Source organism: Mucilaginibacter frigoritolerans (genome assembly GCF_007830615.1).
Taxonomy (GTDB): Bacteria; Bacteroidota; Bacteroidia; order Sphingobacteriales; family Sphingobacteriaceae; genus Mucilaginibacter; species Mucilaginibacter frigoritolerans.
In genome coordinates this window covers 71,808-88,863 of sequence record NZ_VLLI01000004.1, presented here as the reverse complement: position 1 = coordinate 88,863, position 17,056 = coordinate 71,808, and the positions used below count along the sequence as shown (strand labels likewise).

General features: G+C 37.6%; 14 protein-coding genes. 5 read left to right on the top strand and 9 right to left on the bottom strand.

From position 1 onward, the window contains the following. Window positions 1–139: 139 nt before the first annotated feature. From JN11_RS08035 to JN11_RS08025, 3 genes are all read left to right on the top strand, one after another. Window positions 140–1,009, top strand: coding sequence for a helix-turn-helix domain-containing protein (locus tag JN11_RS08035; RefSeq protein WP_144911476.1), 870 nt, complete (start codon window positions 140–142; stop codon window positions 1,007–1,009). Between the two features lie 85 nt (window positions 1,010–1,094). Then, entirely contained in the window at window positions 1,095–1,637 is a 543-nt protein-coding gene (locus JN11_RS08030) for a YbhB/YbcL family Raf kinase inhibitor-like protein (RefSeq protein WP_144911475.1), read from the top strand. Between the two features lie 483 nt (window positions 1,638–2,120). Beyond that, the gene (locus tag JN11_RS08025; RefSeq protein ID WP_144911473.1) at window positions 2,121–4,103 is read left to right on the top strand and encodes a KUP/HAK/KT family potassium transporter; all 1,983 of its coding nucleotides are present in this window, start codon (window positions 2,121–2,123) and stop codon (window positions 4,101–4,103) included. 5 nt (window positions 4,104–4,108) lie between these two features. On the opposite strand, the gene JN11_RS08020 is transcribed toward JN11_RS08025, so the two are convergent. The 6 genes from JN11_RS08020 to JN11_RS07995 form a co-directional block, all read right to left on the bottom strand. Next, window positions 4,109–4,804, bottom strand: a complete 696-nt coding sequence (locus JN11_RS08020; protein ID WP_144911472.1) for a DUF5683 domain-containing protein — start codon at window positions 4,802–4,804, stop codon at window positions 4,109–4,111. A 117-nt stretch (window positions 4,805–4,921) separates the two neighbouring features. After that, window positions 4,922–5,560 carry a response regulator transcription factor gene (locus JN11_RS08015; protein WP_144911470.1) on the bottom strand — a complete coding sequence of 213 codons (639 nt, stop codon included), beginning with the start codon at window positions 5,558–5,560 and terminating at the stop codon, window positions 4,922–4,924. A 3-nt stretch (window positions 5,561–5,563) separates the two neighbouring features. After that, entirely contained in the window at window positions 5,564–6,349 is a 786-nt protein-coding gene (locus JN11_RS08010; RefSeq protein ID WP_144911468.1) for a sensor histidine kinase, read from the bottom strand. Continuing rightward, on the bottom strand, window positions 6,316–7,002 hold the full coding sequence (locus JN11_RS08005; protein ID WP_144911466.1) for a hypothetical protein: 687 nt from the start codon (window positions 7,000–7,002) through the stop codon (window positions 6,316–6,318). Before JN11_RS08005 ends, JN11_RS08010 begins: the two co-directional genes overlap by 34 nt. Window positions 7,003–7,020: 18 nt before the next feature. Beyond that, complete coding sequence (locus JN11_RS08000) at window positions 7,021–7,920, bottom strand: hypothetical protein (RefSeq protein ID WP_144911465.1); 900 nt, start codon at window positions 7,918–7,920, stop codon at window positions 7,021–7,023. A 300-nt stretch (window positions 7,921–8,220) separates the two neighbouring features. Beyond that, on the bottom strand, window positions 8,221–10,116 hold the full coding sequence (locus JN11_RS07995; protein ID WP_144911463.1) for a beta-N-acetylhexosaminidase: 1,896 nt from the start codon (window positions 10,114–10,116) through the stop codon (window positions 8,221–8,223). A gap of 141 nt (window positions 10,117–10,257) precedes the next feature. Here JN11_RS07995 and JN11_RS07990 point away from each other — a divergent pair, with 141 nt between their 5' ends. Then, a complete protein-coding gene (locus JN11_RS07990) occupies window positions 10,258–11,826 on the top strand; it encodes a carboxylesterase/lipase family protein (protein ID WP_211360697.1) in 1,569 nt (522 codons plus the stop codon). Between the two features lie 37 nt (window positions 11,827–11,863). Here the strand turns inward: JN11_RS07990 and JN11_RS07985 are convergent, their stop codons facing one another. The 3 genes from JN11_RS07985 to JN11_RS07975 all read right to left on the bottom strand — a co-directional run bounded on the left by JN11_RS07985 (window position 11,864) and on the right by JN11_RS07975 (window position 15,393). Then, on the bottom strand, window positions 11,864–12,322 hold the full coding sequence (locus JN11_RS07985; protein WP_144911461.1) for a MarR family winged helix-turn-helix transcriptional regulator: 459 nt from the start codon (window positions 12,320–12,322) through the stop codon (window positions 11,864–11,866). 160 nt (window positions 12,323–12,482) lie between these two features. Continuing rightward, a complete protein-coding gene (locus tag JN11_RS07980) occupies window positions 12,483–15,044 on the bottom strand; it encodes a DUF5686 and carboxypeptidase-like regulatory domain-containing protein (protein ID WP_144911459.1) in 2,562 nt (853 codons plus the stop codon). Between the two features lie 10 nt (window positions 15,045–15,054). Beyond that, window positions 15,055–15,393, bottom strand: a complete 339-nt coding sequence (locus JN11_RS07975) for a hypothetical protein (protein ID WP_144911457.1) — start codon at window positions 15,391–15,393, stop codon at window positions 15,055–15,057. A gap of 236 nt (window positions 15,394–15,629) precedes the next feature. Between JN11_RS07975 and JN11_RS07970 the strand changes: the two genes are divergently transcribed. Next, entirely contained in the window at window positions 15,630–16,931 is a 1,302-nt protein-coding gene (locus JN11_RS07970; protein ID WP_144911455.1) for an MFS transporter, read from the top strand. The last annotated feature ends 125 nt before the right edge of the window (window positions 16,932–17,056 follow it).

The following is a 17,056-nucleotide window of genomic DNA, read 5'->3' as shown; positions in this document are numbered from 1 at the left end:
AAAATAAAGCTTAACGCCCCATAAGTAAATTATGGGGCGTTTTTTTATGGACAATTTAAAAGCAAAATAAATGCAGGTAATATAATACTCCGGGCCTTTATATTATATTAGCAATCTTCATTTATATAAATAAACAATTATGACCAGCGTTTCTGTACCTGCGGCTATAAGGCATCATGAACAAATTATAGCAGGTGATATTTCTTTTATATGGTATTCTGAGAAAAACAATCCGGATAAGCAATTTGATAAAAGCCTGGTTATTTTCGAACAAGTGATTGTTTCCTTTGTTTTGAATGGGGTAAAGGAAATCTATCTATCAGCAGAGCGTGCTGTTATTACACCTGGCTTTGGTATTGTTATCCCGGCAGGAAACTCCATCATGGCCGAACACAGTAATAATGATAAACCATACAACAGTTTGCTGGCTGTTTTCCCCGTTCAGTTCATTATTAACTTTTTAAATCTGAACCAAAAAAAATCGCCAAATAACCATAACCCTAAAGCAAAACGCGACTTTATCCCCTTTAAGCTAACGGCCTATCTAAATGAATATGTTAAAACCATCCAGGAGCTTATTCGTCAGCAGCAACAGCTTTCTTATACCATTGCTAAGCATAAGCTGGAAGAACTTTTATTAGTATTGTATGAACTCTATCCTGATGAACTGACAGCTCTGTTTATTGCTGATGCTGACCAGCAACAACAATCATTAAAAAAGATAGTGGAAAATAACCTGATGAATAACCTGTCGTTAACCGAATTGGCCTTTCTGGCTAACAGGAGCTTATCATCTTTTAAACGCGATTTTGAAAAAGCTTACGGCATAGCCCCACAAAAATACATCAGGGAAAAGAAACTGGAAGCTGCCCGGCACGAAATAAGCAAAGGGAAAAGAGCCACAGAACTTTACATACCCTATGGCTACGAAAACCTGTCTAACTTTAATACAGCCTTCAAGAAAAAGTTTGGCGTAACACCCGCTCAGCTTAATAAAGCTGAAGTTTGAGCTTTACGCACCACCATATGAACCGATAGCAATAAAAAAGCGATAGCATTTGCTTCAACTTTGCAATAACAAAATCGGTTATATTATGAAAAAACTATTCGTATTTTTATTAGGCATGATGATTACGCATGCCACCTTTTCGCAAACTTTTACCTTAAAAAGCAATTCACTTGGCGGTCAGTTTACCAATGAGTTCACCGCAAATACCTTTGGCTGTACGGGCAGTAATAGTTCACCGCAGCTAAGCTGGGTAAATACGCCTGCAGGTACACAAAGCTTTGCTGTAACTATGTATGATGCTGATGCCCCAACCGGAAGTGGTTTTTGGCACTGGGTAATTGTAAATATACCAGCCGGCGTAACGGAGCTTAAAGAAGGTGCAGGAGATGCAAAAGCCACAATAGCTCCAAAAGAAAGTTTACAGACTATAAATGATGCCGGATTCCCAGGTTATCTAGGCCCATGTCCACCACAGGGAGACGCTGCACATAAATATACGATTACTGTTTATGCCCTTAAAACTGCTGTACTCGGAACATCGTTGTCATCAACCGCCGCATTAACAGGCTTTATGCTTAATCAGCAGGTTTTGGCAAAAGCTTCCATAATAGCTTATTGTAAAAGATAGTAGCTAACACCAACCCCGCCCTTAAACAAAATAGGCTGTCTCAAAATGAAGGGCGGCCTATTTTGTTTTGTGTGCTATAGTATTCCATCTTAGTTTTGCTGTTTAATTCTGATTTATCTTACCAGTTTTGTGTATATTTATTGCCATATTAACAGTAAAACCATTCTATTCTGCAATAAAAACAGCCAAATCAAATTCTATCAAAATGATAGCACACTATCATTTTGATAATCACACTATCATTTTGATAGGATAAAATAACAGTGTAATATTTACACTATCTATTTAAATATCTTATAATCAATTAATTAATTACACAAATTACATCATGCGGCTTTATGGCATGTGTATTGGCTTGCACTATTCACTAGTTACAAATAATTGATTTTTATTTCAATGATTCATATCTTTCCATTAAATCTCACATCGCTTGAGATTTACGCTATTCCCGTAATTAACAAACCGTTTATTTTATCCTGATTTATGCAATCACACATTAAAAAACTAACAGCTGCGGGTGCATTGATCACTCTGGGTATTATTTTTGGCGATATTGGTACATCGCCACTTTACACATTTCAAACCCTAATGATTCAGGGTGGCAAGGTTGATCAGGGGCTGGTGTTCGGCGCAATATCCTGTATCTTCTGGACCCTCACCTTACAAACAACATTCAAATATATTTTAATTACCCTACAAGCAGATAATCATGGCGAAGGCGGTATATTTTCTTTATATGCATTGGTTAGGCGTTATGGTAAATGGCTTGCTATACCTGCTATAATTGGTGCAGGCACCCTCCTTGCCGATGGTATTATAACCCCACCTATTTCTGTATCATCAGCTATTGAAGGTTTAAGCAACGTACCTGCACTGGCGCAATCATTTGTACCAGGAAGCAAGCTTATATTAGGCATTGTTATTGGCATTATGGTGGCGCTGTTTTTCTTTCAGCAATTTGGGACCAAAGTGGTTGGCTCAGCTTTTGGCCCTATAATGTTACTGTGGTTTATTATGATAGGTGCTTTAGGTTCATTGCAACTTGTTCATAACCCTGGAATTTTCAAAGCATTAAATCCTTATTATGGTTACAGGTTATTAATGGATCATAAAGATGGCTTTTGGCTTTTAGGAGCCGTGTTTTTGTGTACTACGGGAGCTGAAGCACTATATTCTGACCTTGGTCATTGCGGGCGCAAAAACATTCAGGCAACGTGGATATTTGTAAAAACCACCTTAGTATTGAACTACCTGGGGCAAGGTGCATGGGTACTGGCTCAGCCATCGACAACTAAATTTGCTGATATTAATCCTTTTTATGCTATTGTTCCCAACCCGCACCTATTAATGATACCTTGTGTAGCTTTGGCTACCATGGCAACCATTATAGCCAGCCAGGCATTAATAAGTGGTTCGTTTACGCTGATCAGCGAAGCAGTAAGCATGAATTTTTGGCCTCGAATCACCATCAAATATCCTTCAAACATCCGCGGTCAAATTTATATTCCAAGCATTAACTGGATATTGTGTATAGGATGTATCCTGGTAACACTATATTTCCAAACTTCTGAAGCGATGACAGCTGCCTATGGCTTCTCTATTACCATAGCTATGCTGATGACCACCATATTAATGTCGTACTTTATGCGGTATGTTAAGCATTGGCCACTTTGGCTGGTGGTTATTATTTTATGCGTATTCCTTACAGTTGAGTTCTCTTTCTTTGTTGCCAATGCAGTGAAATTATTAAAGAGGCTGTTCTTTGTGGTGTTTGAGATAGGCCTGATATTTACCATGTACATTTGGTTTAAGGCGCGTAAAATCAACAACCGTTTCCTTAATTTTATCGACCTTAAAGACCAAATCCCACTGTTAAACGCATTAAGCGCCGATGAGTCAGTAAGTAAATACTCTACCCACCTCATCTATCTTACAAAAGCCAATAATGCTAAACAGATAGAGGAAAAGATTATGTACTCCATTATGAGCCGTAAACCTAAAAGGGCTGATACGTATTGGTTTATCCATATCGAAACCACAAACGAACCATATACCATGGAATATACCGTTGATCAGTTGGATCCTGGTAAAATAATAAGGGTTGAGTTTAGGTTAGGATTCAGGATACAGCCAAGGGTAAATGTATTATACCGCAAGGTAATTGAGGACATGGTAGCCCGCAACGAGATTGATATAACCAGCCATTACGAATCATTGCATAGGTTTAAAGTAAACGCCGATTTCAGGTTTGTGATAATGGAAAAATTCCTTTCTTATAACAACTCCTTCAGTGTAAAAGAAGGGTTTATATTGAACAGTTATTTTGCCATTAAAAAACTGGCCCAATCAGAAGCGAAAGCTTTTGGTTTGGATACCAGCGAAACCTATGTTGAAAAAATACCTCTGGTTGTAAAACCGGTAGGCAATATTATATTGAAGCGAGTGGATATCGCATCAATACACTAATTGGCCTAAAAGGCCAAAGTAATTTTCACAACCGGTATAAATGCTGCACCAAAATTGGCGGCATATACCGGTTGTGTTGTTAAAGACGGACTTATTTTAATGCTTAAATTATTATCCATTGAAAAAGAATGGGCAAACTTAGCATCAATATAAGCATCTATCATCTGTATCCCCCACACTGCTGCTAAGCCTAAAATACTCAACTGAAAGTAACGCTGAGAATCATCAGCAGCACCTGCAACTTCAGCCTGACTGATGTTATCCTTTAACAGTTTTTCGAAATAAACATAGTCCCGGGTTTTAATGGTGATTTTGGAAATATCATTATAGTAATGATAAAGTCTTAAATACCGTTGATAATTGCGATTATTATAAATAGCGGTAACTGTAAGCGAGCTTAATGCACCATAAATCAATGGCACTTTCCATATGTTATTATTATAAACCTGCCCCAAGCCTGGTACAATGGCCGATTTTAATATAGCCTTAGCTGGACTATGCGTACTATCAGGATGATATAATTTTTCTTTTTGAGGTATAGGTACATGCTTAATAAACACATCGGTGTCGGTGGCTCTTTGATTAGTATCCGGCTTAACTACTTTGAAAACGAGATTTTTTTGTTGCCCCGAAATTTTTAATGTAAAAGTGAAAAGGGGAAATAAAGTACAGATAACACTACGCGAGACTGAAAACTGCATTTTTAGTTGATATATAAAACAATGAACTAAAAACGTAGTTTTGTAGATTTTAATATAGGGGCTGATTAATATTTACTCATTGAGGTTAACGCCTGATACCAGAAAGTACAAGAAGATTTAAAACTTAAATATTTCGTTCTGAATGGCATAAAGAACCAGGCCTGTACGTGATTTAAGGTTAAGTTTTAGGAAGAGCGCTTCCCGGTAATTATCAACAGTGCGGGGACTAACAAACATTAGGTCAGCAATTTCTTTATAGGTTAATTCGGAGCAGCATAATTTTATGAATTCTAATTCTTTTTTCGATAAACCAGGATGTTCGTTACCAGAAACAGATCGGATTAATTTACCCGAAACCAGTTCATTAATATAAACCCCTTTTTGATTAATGGCTATTATTGCTTCCAGCAATTCTCTGGGTTTTGACTCTTTCAATACATACCCTCCTGCTCCTGCTTTAATCATTCCAATAACTGCCTGGTCATCCTCAAACATACTGAGTGCCAAAACCCTTATTTGTGGGTAATTTTCCTTTAGCCAATGGGTGGCCGCATAACCATCCATTCCCGGCATATTAATATCCATTAGTATTACCTGGGGCAACGGATAATTGCCAATTATTTGCTGCAAATGTTGTCCATTTTCGGCTTCAAAAATTACTTTTAGCTCATCAAATTCGCCCATTAAGGCTGCAATACCGCTTCTGAAAAGCGTATGGTCATCAACAATTGCTATATTTATTTGATCTGTTTCCATGGTTTAAGGATAGGGTATAAAAACTGTAACATTGGTACCTGCCCCCGGGTTTGAAATAATGCTGGCTTCGCCGCCAATAATTCCGGCCCTTTTGTGAATATTGAACAGGCCCATGCCTCGTTGTTCAGCAGGTATATTGCCCAAAGCAAAACCAACTCCGTTGTCAGCAATTTGCAGTTTCAGTTTCTTATCAATATATTCTAAATCAATATATATCTGCGATGCAAATGCATGTTTAATAATATTGTTCAGCACTTCCTGTAAAATACGGAAAATAATCAGGTCTTTATCCGCATTCTTAATCAAAGGGATATCATCTGCCTGTGTATAGGTTACTTCATATTTACCAGATCGTTCCATCCAGTTAATTTCATGCTTTATAGCCTCTGATAATCCCATAGCAACCAACTGGTCGCCCTGTAACAACTTCCCCAGTAGGCGCATTTCTTTTATAGAACGAAGTACCAAATCAATTGATGCATTTATTTTCTGTTCCGCCTTTTCCATCTTATCCAACTCTATCGAGTTTAAAGTTAATGAGGTAAGACTTAATAGCTGTCCAATATTATCATGAAGATCAGCACCTATGGTTTGCATGGTTTGTTCCTGCACTTCCAATTGGGCCTTGGCTATCTCCGCCTCAAACTTAAACTGCATCTGTACCTTTTCTTCAATATGCTTCTTTTTTCGCCTGTTATAGACAGAAATATAGGCTATAATAAATGCGGGGGCAATTAAAAATATAATTGTGGTAATTAATACAAGCTCTTTGATGTCGTAGTCAGCCATTTTCTGCAAATAAATGAATAGCTCCAGCAAGCATATAGTAAAATATTAAGTGCATTATAAATATAATAAGTTAAATAATGCCTAGGAGTAACTACCACTAATGAAAGTTTGTAATAAAAAATATTGCAGGCTGTTCTGCCAAAATAAAAAAACAAAACACCAGAAACCCACCAAAACGCTGGTGAATTCTTTAAAACGATATAATCGGCGTCGTTATTCAGCTGGAAAAAATAAAAGAGACTAAACAATACAAACAACACCGACATGGTGGTAGTAGTAAGATTGTGCTTTTCAAAAACGCCGTGTATACATATTTCAATAACATACATTATAAAAAGAATAGCAAGCCCACCTATAATGATAGGCTTGCTATTGATATATTTATTTAACAAGTGCGAAAACATTAGCGATGTAAACCCTGCCTGGAATATAATTAAAACGTTATATATCCAAATATTGGGTCGTACGTGTACCGTATCAGCCAGATATAGTTTTTTAATATAAATCCCTGTCAGTTCTGTAATACATGTAATCAATAAAAACAGCACCATGCTTCTCCATGCAAGGCTTTTATCTTTTATTAAACAAATAAATGCTATTACAAAACAAATGATTTCAGCACTCGTATTTAGGGTTAAATATTCTGATATCATGGATACTGTATATAATTATTAATTCGGCCAGGTTATTCCATTGCAATTAGTTGGGCATTCTTCGCCATTATCAGCACCGCCTGTAAAGAAACGGTGAGGGTGGCCAGGTACCGGTATTGAATCTAAACATCCGTAATAATCAACATGAATTTTATTGGTAGCAGCTGTTGTTATTAATGCAAATCCGTGTCTGTGAATAGTATCGGTTGGGGTAACTCTATGCGGATTTAAATGTCTTGCATAATAAATCCGTAAACCATCCCCATGATATGTTTTAAGCGATTTTACCAATGCTTCAATTAACGTAATTTCATACCATGAGCTGGTAACATTAATCGGATCACTTCCATAATAATTCACCATTTTATAGCCTTCATTACAGGTTATGTAGTGAAACAATTTAGGGCAGGTATCGGGTGTGGAAGGGCATGGAGATATTTTAGAATATAACAAAGCACCCTGCGCTGGCGTTGTTAATCCTAATTTTCCTTTGGCATCAACATTTATGGTATCCACCTCAAAAAAGTCGGCATGTATTTTCCTTTTTGTAACTGAATCAATGCCGCCATATTTAGTTGATACAGCAACAACTGTATATTTATGATTCTCAATAGTTCTGGCAAAATAAAATCTTATGCCATCAGCATTGGTACGTAACAATGTTTGATACATAGAATCAAGTGCTGCTGCGGTAAACCACACGCAAGTTTGAGAAGTATCTGTATAGCTTCCCGGGTCCTTGATGAAAAGATTAACCATTTTGTTGGCTTTTTTAAACGGTATACCATTTAAAGTATAGCTATTGGAATCAATTTTATTGGGCGTTGCAGCTAAGGAATTTGTTTGACTACCACCACCTTGTTTACAGGAAGCATAGATCAATACGGAGCACATCAATAGTAATACGGTCTTTTTCATTTGGTTAAGGATTTAAAAGAAGATGAATAACTTATATATTAATTCCTTCTAAATTAATGCATAAAACACGACATCCAATAACGCTAATGTGCCTTTTTTAATACCGTAAAAACACCTTATAAGAAAAGGGAATTTTACGGCAAAAATATTTCTTATTTCTTCCCAAATTTACTTTTAATAAAGCAGAGCAGGGAATGTTTAAGTGTGGTTAAAAGACAAACTCCATGCGTTATGTCATGGAGTTTGTCTTTTTAAAGGATAAACTAACTTTTATTAAAAAAACCAATCCTTTATTAAAAATCAATGCTTTCCATATTTTCTATCAACCCGTTGTTGTAGTTCTGATACAGGCATAGTGATCATGCGGCCTATAGGCTCTTTACCACGATAAGTAATTACCCTAAGTTGAGTCGCATCCTTAGGTACGGTTAAAGGCCCGGTGTATTTAGGATAAAACCTATCCGGATAAGAATTATCAAAACTATAATAAATATCCAAACCAGGAATTTCATTAGTCAGTTCAACCACCAACTGATTGCTGGCATCAGGGCGGGCGGTAAAACTTGGATCATACATGCTTGGGGCATATTTAATTTCAGCCTCATTAAAGCGGGCAAATTGTTTTTCAACCCGTGGGTAAAAATCATTCCAGTTCTTTTTCTCTTTTGGCGACCAAACAGACTCGGCAATGGCAAATCCACGTGGCCAAGTCATATATTCCACCTGCCTAAAGTTAAATACCTGTTCGGTCCATAAGTTGGCCTGTCCGCCAAGTATCAGTTTAGCATCAACACTATCAGGCACCGGCTCAAACTCATAAGTTGTATTTAAGCGAAGTGTGGCATATACATGTGGCTCCATAATGCGGTCGCTTTGCATATAATCAAGGTAAGCAAAGGTGGTTGGGCTCATTACTACCTCGTGGCCTAGTTTGGCCGCAGTAATGCCACCCTGTATGCCGCGCCAGCTCATCACAGCTGCATTGGGGCCTAAACCACCTTCAATAATCTCATCCCAGCCCATAAACTTTTTACCTTTTGCTTCAACAATCTTTTCTACACGTTTTTCAAAGTAACTCTGTACCTGCTCATAAGTGGTTAGGTTTTCGCGTTTCATTAGGGCCGTTACCGAGTCGCTTTTGGCCCAGTATGATTTATTGCACTCGTCGCCTCCCATATGGATATATCCGAATGGGAACAGCTGCGCAACTTCGGTGATTACCTTATCCAAAAAATCATATGTTTTTTCGCTCGAGGGGTTCAGGGTATTATCAACTGTCATCCTTTCGCCCGACCGCGTCTGATATTGATCAGCACCTGGAGTACATGATAGTTCAGGATACGAAGCAACAGCAGCAAGGCTATGACCAGGGACATCAATTTCGGGCATAATGTTCAGGAAACGTTCCTTACCATATTGTACCAGCTCTTTAATATCATCCTGTGTGTAAAAGCCCCCATAAGTACGTGGTTCATCTGGCGTAGGTGCCGAGAATCTGCCAAACTCACCTACTTTTTTCACATTATAGGCCCCAACGGTAGTCAGTTTAGGCAAACTCTTTATTTCAACCCGCCAGCCCTCATCATCAGTAAGGTGCATGTGCAACAGGTTAAATTTAAAACGCACCATTTGGTCAATGTACTGTTTAACTTCATCCTTGGTAAAAAAATGCCGCGAAACATCAAGCATCAAGCCTCGCCACGCAAAACGCGGATAATCTTTTATATCTACACAGGGAACAACCCATTTTACACCGGTTACAAGCTCATTGCTTTCAACCTGTTTAGGCAATAGCTGTATAAGCGTTTGTGCACCATAAAACAAACCGGCAGCTTCATTAGCTCTTATAATAATGCCTTTTTTAGTTACCCATAAATGATAACCTTCTTTACCAAGTACAGTATCCGCTTTAGTATTTAAGGTAAACTTTATAGTAGTTGGCGTCGAAAAAGCACTTTTAACAGTTACTAAACTACCTGCCGAAGTGGTTAATTTGTTTTTAAGATAAGTGGTAACCAGCCGTACATCAGCTTGTGAGGGAGCCGCAATTAATACACGTTTAGGCAAAATAAAATTACCTTGCTTAGCTATTAAGCTTACAGGCTCGGGTATTATTGCCACAGCCGTTTTGCTGGCCTGGCCAAATGACAGATAAGCTATAAAAATACAACTCGCTGCCAGGAATATTTTTTTCATAATGGAACAATAAAGGGTTTATATTGGCGATAACAGACTGCAAATTATACTTTTTAAAGAATATTAAAAAGTATAAACCATAAAATCATTATTGCTAAATTATTATATTGCATAAGCCAAAAGTATTATAAACCCAATATCATGAAAAAAATGTCGTCAAAAGCTGTTTACACAGCTTTTGTAAGTATTCTTGTTATTTGCTACTCTTTTAAATTATCAAAAGTTATCAGTAACAACTCTGATACAGTGAGAGTTGAAACAGGTTTAATATCAGGAATTAAAAATGATTCGAGTGATGTTATTGCTTATAAGGGTATTCCATTTGCCGCGCCACCTGTTGGCAATTTAAGATGGAAAGCGCCGCAGCCTGCAAAACCATGGCAGGGTGTAAAAGAATGTGATGCTTTTGGCCCAAGCCCTATGCAGGCAAAACCGGTTCCGTTTATGGTGTATACACCAGAGTTTTTAATCCCTGAGATACCCATAAGTGAGGATTGTCTATATCTTAACGTTTGGACAAAAGCAAAAAGAGGGGCAAAAAGGCCTGTTTTTGTTTGGATTTATGGAGGAGGCTTTACCAGCGGCGGAACAGCAGTACCTATTTATGATGGTGAAGCAATGGCCCAAAAGGGGATATTATTTGTTTCTGTTAATTACAGGGTAGGTGTATTTGGTTTCCTGGCACATCCTGATCTGACTAAAGAATCGCCCAATAATGCCTCCGGTAATTATGGTTTGCTTGATCAGATTGCGGCTTTAAACTGGATAAAAAGAAACATCAATGCTTTTGGTGGCGATCCGGATAATGTAACCATTGCAGGCCAATCGGCAGGCTCTATGAGTGTAAATTGTTTGGTAGCCTCGCCTTTGGTAAAAGGACTTTTTAACCGGGCCATTGCCGAAAGCGGCTCTTTATTTTTAGCCAACCTTACTTTAAAAACAAATAATCTGAATACGGCAGAACAGCAGGGTGTTAAACTGGCTGCCGCTGTAAATGCATCAACTTTAAATGAATTAAGAAAGGTATCGGCGGAGGATTTAATGAAGTTTCAGGGTCGTTATTCGCCAATTGTTGACGGGTATGTATTGCCTGAACCTGTGGCGCAAACTTTTGCCGAAGGGAAACAAAATAATGTACCGGTGCTTACTGGCTGGAATGCAGATGAAAGCTTTGTTGCTTCATTTAAAAACAAAGATGAGTTTAAACAGCAGGCAAAAGATCAATATGGCGACGATGCCGATGAATTCTTAAAATATTATCCATCTAACACAGATGAAGAAGCCATGCGGTCGCAAATTAAGTTAAGCAGGGATATGATATTTGCTGCATCAGGATTTAAATGGGCAAGCTTACAGAGCGAACAGGGGAAAGCACCAATTTATGTTTATTACTTTGCCCGCAAATTGCCAGCAACGCCAGATTATGTAAAGTATGGCGCATTTCACACTGGCGAGGTTGCTTATGTAATGGATAATTTAAAGTTCCTGCATCGCCCGTGGCAGGTTGTTGATTACCAATTGGCTAATGTAATGAGCACTTATTGGATAAATTTTATTACTAACGGTAATCCAAATGGAAAAGGCCTTCCGGTTTGGTCGGCATTTAACACACAAAATTATCCGGCAATGGTATTTAACAACGGTGCCATAAAACAGCAACTACCCGATAAGGATGAATTACAATTTATGGTAAACAAAGCATCAAAATAAAAATCCTGATTCGGATAATTTATTTTGACTGCCTTTTTTAATTGAGCGCTATTTTAGCATGCTCTTCGTGGTAGTTAATTAGTTTCTGCATTACATCAATTGCAGTTTCGTAGTTTTTGGTGCCTACTATTTTTTTATATTCTTTCTCTAATTCCTGCATCTGGTTACTAATGTGATTATACAATTGTATACCATTATCAGTAAGCGACAATAACATTGAGCGGCCATCGGTGCTGCATTTCTCACTTCTAACCAGGTCCAGCTCTTCCAGTTCTTTAATTACTTTACTGGCAGCCTGCTTGCTTACGTTAAGATTTGATGCAAGTTTACTGTTTGAAATTCCATTGGTACCAATACTCATAAACAATGGCAGCTGTGCTTTATTGAAATCTGTACTGCATGAGCAGCATAATCCTGTTTCAATCCAATCCTCTAATGAACGTTTTAATAAGTATACCAGTTTGGGCAATACTTTTGGAGCTTCATATTTTTCCATCTCTTAATTAAGATTAAAAATCAATATTTAATATTAAACGTTAAAATAGTCAACTTAGTTTACGAATATAAAAATAATTTGTCTTTTTTAAAAGTTTAAAAATGTAAATATGGCACCATGTGTTTTATTTATAGGTAGATGTAAAGCAGTTTAAATCAGGTTAAAATTGCACTAAAACGCGGGCACGAACACCCCATTTCGGTGCATCCGGGTGATCAAGATAGGTTAACCTTCTAACCACATCCACTCTCAGCACTTTAAAAATATTTTCGATACCTGCACTGGTTTCCATGTAAGGGCCATTATTAAGCGTGTAGGTAATAGGCTTACCATCGCCAGCCACAGGGAACTGCAATAATGATGGATCGTTTGCCGGGTTATTTTCAGACCGTACACCGCCCCATAGTGATTTAAAGGATACTACTTCCCTTAACTTTAGCTTTTGCAACAGCGGCACTTTGTTAAAAAAGAAACCATTAAAATGATGATCAATATTAACACTGGCATAATGGTCACTCACAAACTCCAGGTAGTTCATCATGTTATAAGAGTCAAGCTGTAAAGAATAGCTCTGGTTGGCATGGTGAATATCCAGCAATGGATAAGGCAATTTGTTAAAGATATATCCGCCTTCAGCATCCACATCGGTAAAACCAAGTTGTGATAAATAAAACCGTTTGGTAATATTGGCAGTAACCTGCTGATAGTTATACTGACCCTTAAACAAGCCTTTTATACCTTCCTGGTAACGCAAAGTAAATATAGGATATTTGTCAGGAATAGGAATTCGGTACAATTTACCCTGATAAAATTTTTCGTGCGGTGCATAACGTAACTCGGCCATTACCTCGGTTGTTTGCAAATCGTTGATTACGTTTGGTGCTCCATCCAATGTATTATGGAAATACAAAGCGCCTGCAGGTGCCTGGTTCCAGCTCTTTAATTCTATTTTATAAGAGAAATGGCTCAGATATTCGTGCACATAATCCAGCCTGAAGACATCATTATAAGTATAAATTTCATTGAGTCCGCGTTTAAATGACATCAGGAAATTATCTTCCTGCACAAACTGCGATTCCAAACCCGGAATTTTGGTATCATGTTGAATACTGGCCCTTACATAATCTTGCGGAAATGAATAAATAGATTTATCGTTGATAGAATAAGTGCCGCTCAAAAAGTACTTAAATTTATCATCCTTAAAACCGTAAGCGCCATAAGTTTCAAGGTAATATCGTTTGCTTAAGGTTGTAGTGGTACGTCCACCCAATCTTAGCCTGAAACCTTCTACCGGGTTATATTGATAAAACGTATTTACTGGCCCTACTTCAAACGGACCCAAGTTATCATAACCTGCAACAAACAAGGTAATAAGCTTCATTGTCCGCTTAAATGACGCAATAGTTTGCAGGCTGTCAATATTTTTGTAAATATTTGCTTCTTGTGGTTTCAAGGTATCCGGGCGATTTGCTTTCCAAAACTCATCCCCTTTTTCGGAGGCGTTAAAAGCAATCATTTGCGCCGGGCCGTTATAAACATACTGCGGACGGGGCTTATTAACTTCAAAATTATTAATGAGCACTACCCGTTCGCCATAAACACCACCACCTTTATTTTTGTTCAGCCCAAAATCCATCTTCAAATCGCTTTGGCTTAACCTGTATTTTCCTGTCTCTGTTTTTTCAAACGCCAAAGTAGTTTGCATCTGGCGCACAAAGTTTAGGTTGATGTTTTTATTTACCGTTAACACTGCTCTTTGCACAGCATAATTGCCGTCCATGGTAATGTATATCCGTCCCTGGAACAACATATCACCAGTATTGCGGGGAGTAAAGCTTAGTTCAATTAATTGCGGACTAACATCCTTAATAGTATCTGTTATAAAGAATTTGTAAAAAGCCGGGGCGCCATCAGCAATAGGGCTTAATAACTCGTTACCCAATAGCGGAATATTGTTATCATAAATTTCAATATCCATATACATCCGGTTAAAATACGCTTTAAGACCTTCGTTATCTACAAAGTTTTCATCATATTTCACCTGTTTGTTAGCCTGTATAATTTGTTTTTTTGTATATGGAGCCTTGCGGAAATAATTATCTGACAGCTTTTCTTCCATATAAATAGGCAGCAAAATTTTACCACCCATTGCATCAGAATCCTGTTCGGCAAACAGGAACTGGTAATTTTTGAAGATCTTTTTTTGTTTGAACTTCTCAGTAAGGTCACTCAGGTAAAACGACATTTTCTCATACTGTTTGTATTCAGCATAGTCATAATTCTCAATCCGGTTTTGATTTTTATGGGCAATAACCTTGCGGATCAACTCAACAGCAGGATTATTTTTATTGGTATACTTTGCTCTCTTAGCACTCTTTACTACCACTTCGGCAAGCACCTGATGATCAGCAGCCATGGCAATATTAATGGTTTGAACCTTGCCCGGTACAATTTCTTTAACAACGGTTTTATAACCTATAAAAGAAACTTTAATACGGGTTACCGGCTTATCAGCTATTAAGGTATATTTTCCATTATTATCGGTACTGGCGCCAATAGTTGTCCCCTCAAAATTAACCGTCACTGCCGACATGGTCTCGTTGGTACGGGCATCAGTAACAATTCCTTTTATCTCTGTTTGTTGAGCAAATATTACTGACGGAATTAACATCAGCAGCAATGCAATTATTTTAACAAAGGGTTTTATGTAAAGAGGTTTCATTGTAATAGTATTAGGCCGCCATTTCTGGTAAGTGATAGGATGCAGTTTGTGGTTTCATTATTTTTTCAATTAAAGTGCTGTGAACAACAGCATCTTTAGCTGATATGAAATAGCCACCTATCAGCATCAATAAAAGCTTTATTTCAATATCGGCTCCAATGGCTTCTTTGATAATTGCTTTGGTAAGCAAAAGCATGTAATGCTCCATATCATGTTTTGAAAACTTAAACGAAAGAAGTGCATCAACCCATTTGGTGTTAATAAGGTTTTTGTTTCCTAACTTTTCATAAACTATGCTTTTCACCATATTTATTGCTGAAAGGATTTCGTTTGCGTATTGTGTTTTCATAACCATTGATTTGATAGAACAAAGGTAAACTAAGTTGACGATATTAGTCAATCAAGTTTACTATTTTTTACTCAAAACACTACTTTATGACACAAAAATGAACCTGCATGACAATTGGAATAAAATTGCTGACCCGTCTTGCTTTTATATGACAATTCTTTTGTAGAGAATTATAAGTTGAGGCTAAATTTGAGTATCAGACTGCTAAATTATAATGGATAGCGTACCTTCACTTTATGCCAGGTAAACCCTCAAACAGATCATTATTGTTTCCAATATTGCTGGTAAATTTTATCGGCACGCTTGGGTTTAGCATTGTGCTTCCGTTTTTGGTGGTTATTGTTTTGAGGCTGGGGGGCAATGCCATAGTTTATGGATTATTGGGAGCTACATATTCGTTTTTTCAGCTGATTGGTGCCCCAATTTTAGGCGCATGGTCTGATCGTTACGGCCGACGAAAGATATTACTGGTTAGCGAGGGTGGAACATTTGTTGCCTGGCTCATATTCCTTACGGGCTTAATGATCCCCAATACCTTTATGAATATTCATTTGGGCACTGTTCATCATTATATTTTCAGTATTCCACTGGTACTTATATTTTTAGCAAGGGCCGTTGATGGTATTACCGGCGGCAATATATCCGTAGCAAATGCTTACCTGGCAGATATTACTGCAAAGGATGAGCGGAAACAGAATTTTGGTAAAATGTCGGCAGCATCTAACCTAGGGCTCATATTCGGCCCTTTGCTTGCCGGTTTACTTGGGGCTACACATTGGGGCAGCATATTACCCGTAATAGCAACAGCCATTGTCTCGTTACTGGCCGTAATTGTAATCTATTTCCGTTTGCATGATGTACATGTTCAGTCAAAAGTATCTTCTATAGAAATAAAACCATCAGTCAAGCTGCTCAGCCAGCAGTGTAAAGATTGCTCGGGATTAAAAAGTAAAAACACAACTGGCTTTTTCAGCATATTAAAACTGCCTTATATTGCCCTGTTTATGGTACTATATTTCCTGATATTTTTAGGATTTAGCTTTTTTTATGTGGCATTTCCGGTTTATACTGCAGGTAAATTACACTGGTCGGTATTACAACTGGGTGTTTTCTTTGCATTTTTAAGCGGATCATTAGTGTTGGTGCAGGGTCCGGTATTAACCTTTATGGCTAAAAAGTTTTCAGGCGCTATACTGGTTATCGCCGGAAGCGTATTGCTGGCGCTCAGCTTCTTCTTGTTCAGGTATAATTATCTTCCTTTAATTTATGCTGGGGCCCTGTTTTTTGCATTAGGTAATGGCTTAATGTGGCCATCATTTATGGGGCTGATGTCCTATTTAGGAAATGAAAATACCCAGGGAGCTATCCAGGGTTTTGCAAGCAGCGCTGGTAGTATGGCCAGCATTATTGGATTAATAACCGGCGCATTACTTTATCATCAATTTCAGGAAAATGTATTTTTATTAGCCAGTATATTATTGTTATTAATAGCAATTGTTTCGCTCAGGCTAATTAGTATTGAAAAAGAAATCATTTAACAGATTGCTTTTTTCTCACAAAATCAAACATTTATTTCTTTATTCATGTTATTGTTTATCTAAAAAGAATATTTAATACTTAAATAATTCTAAACAGAAATAATATCCCATAATTGAGAAATTTT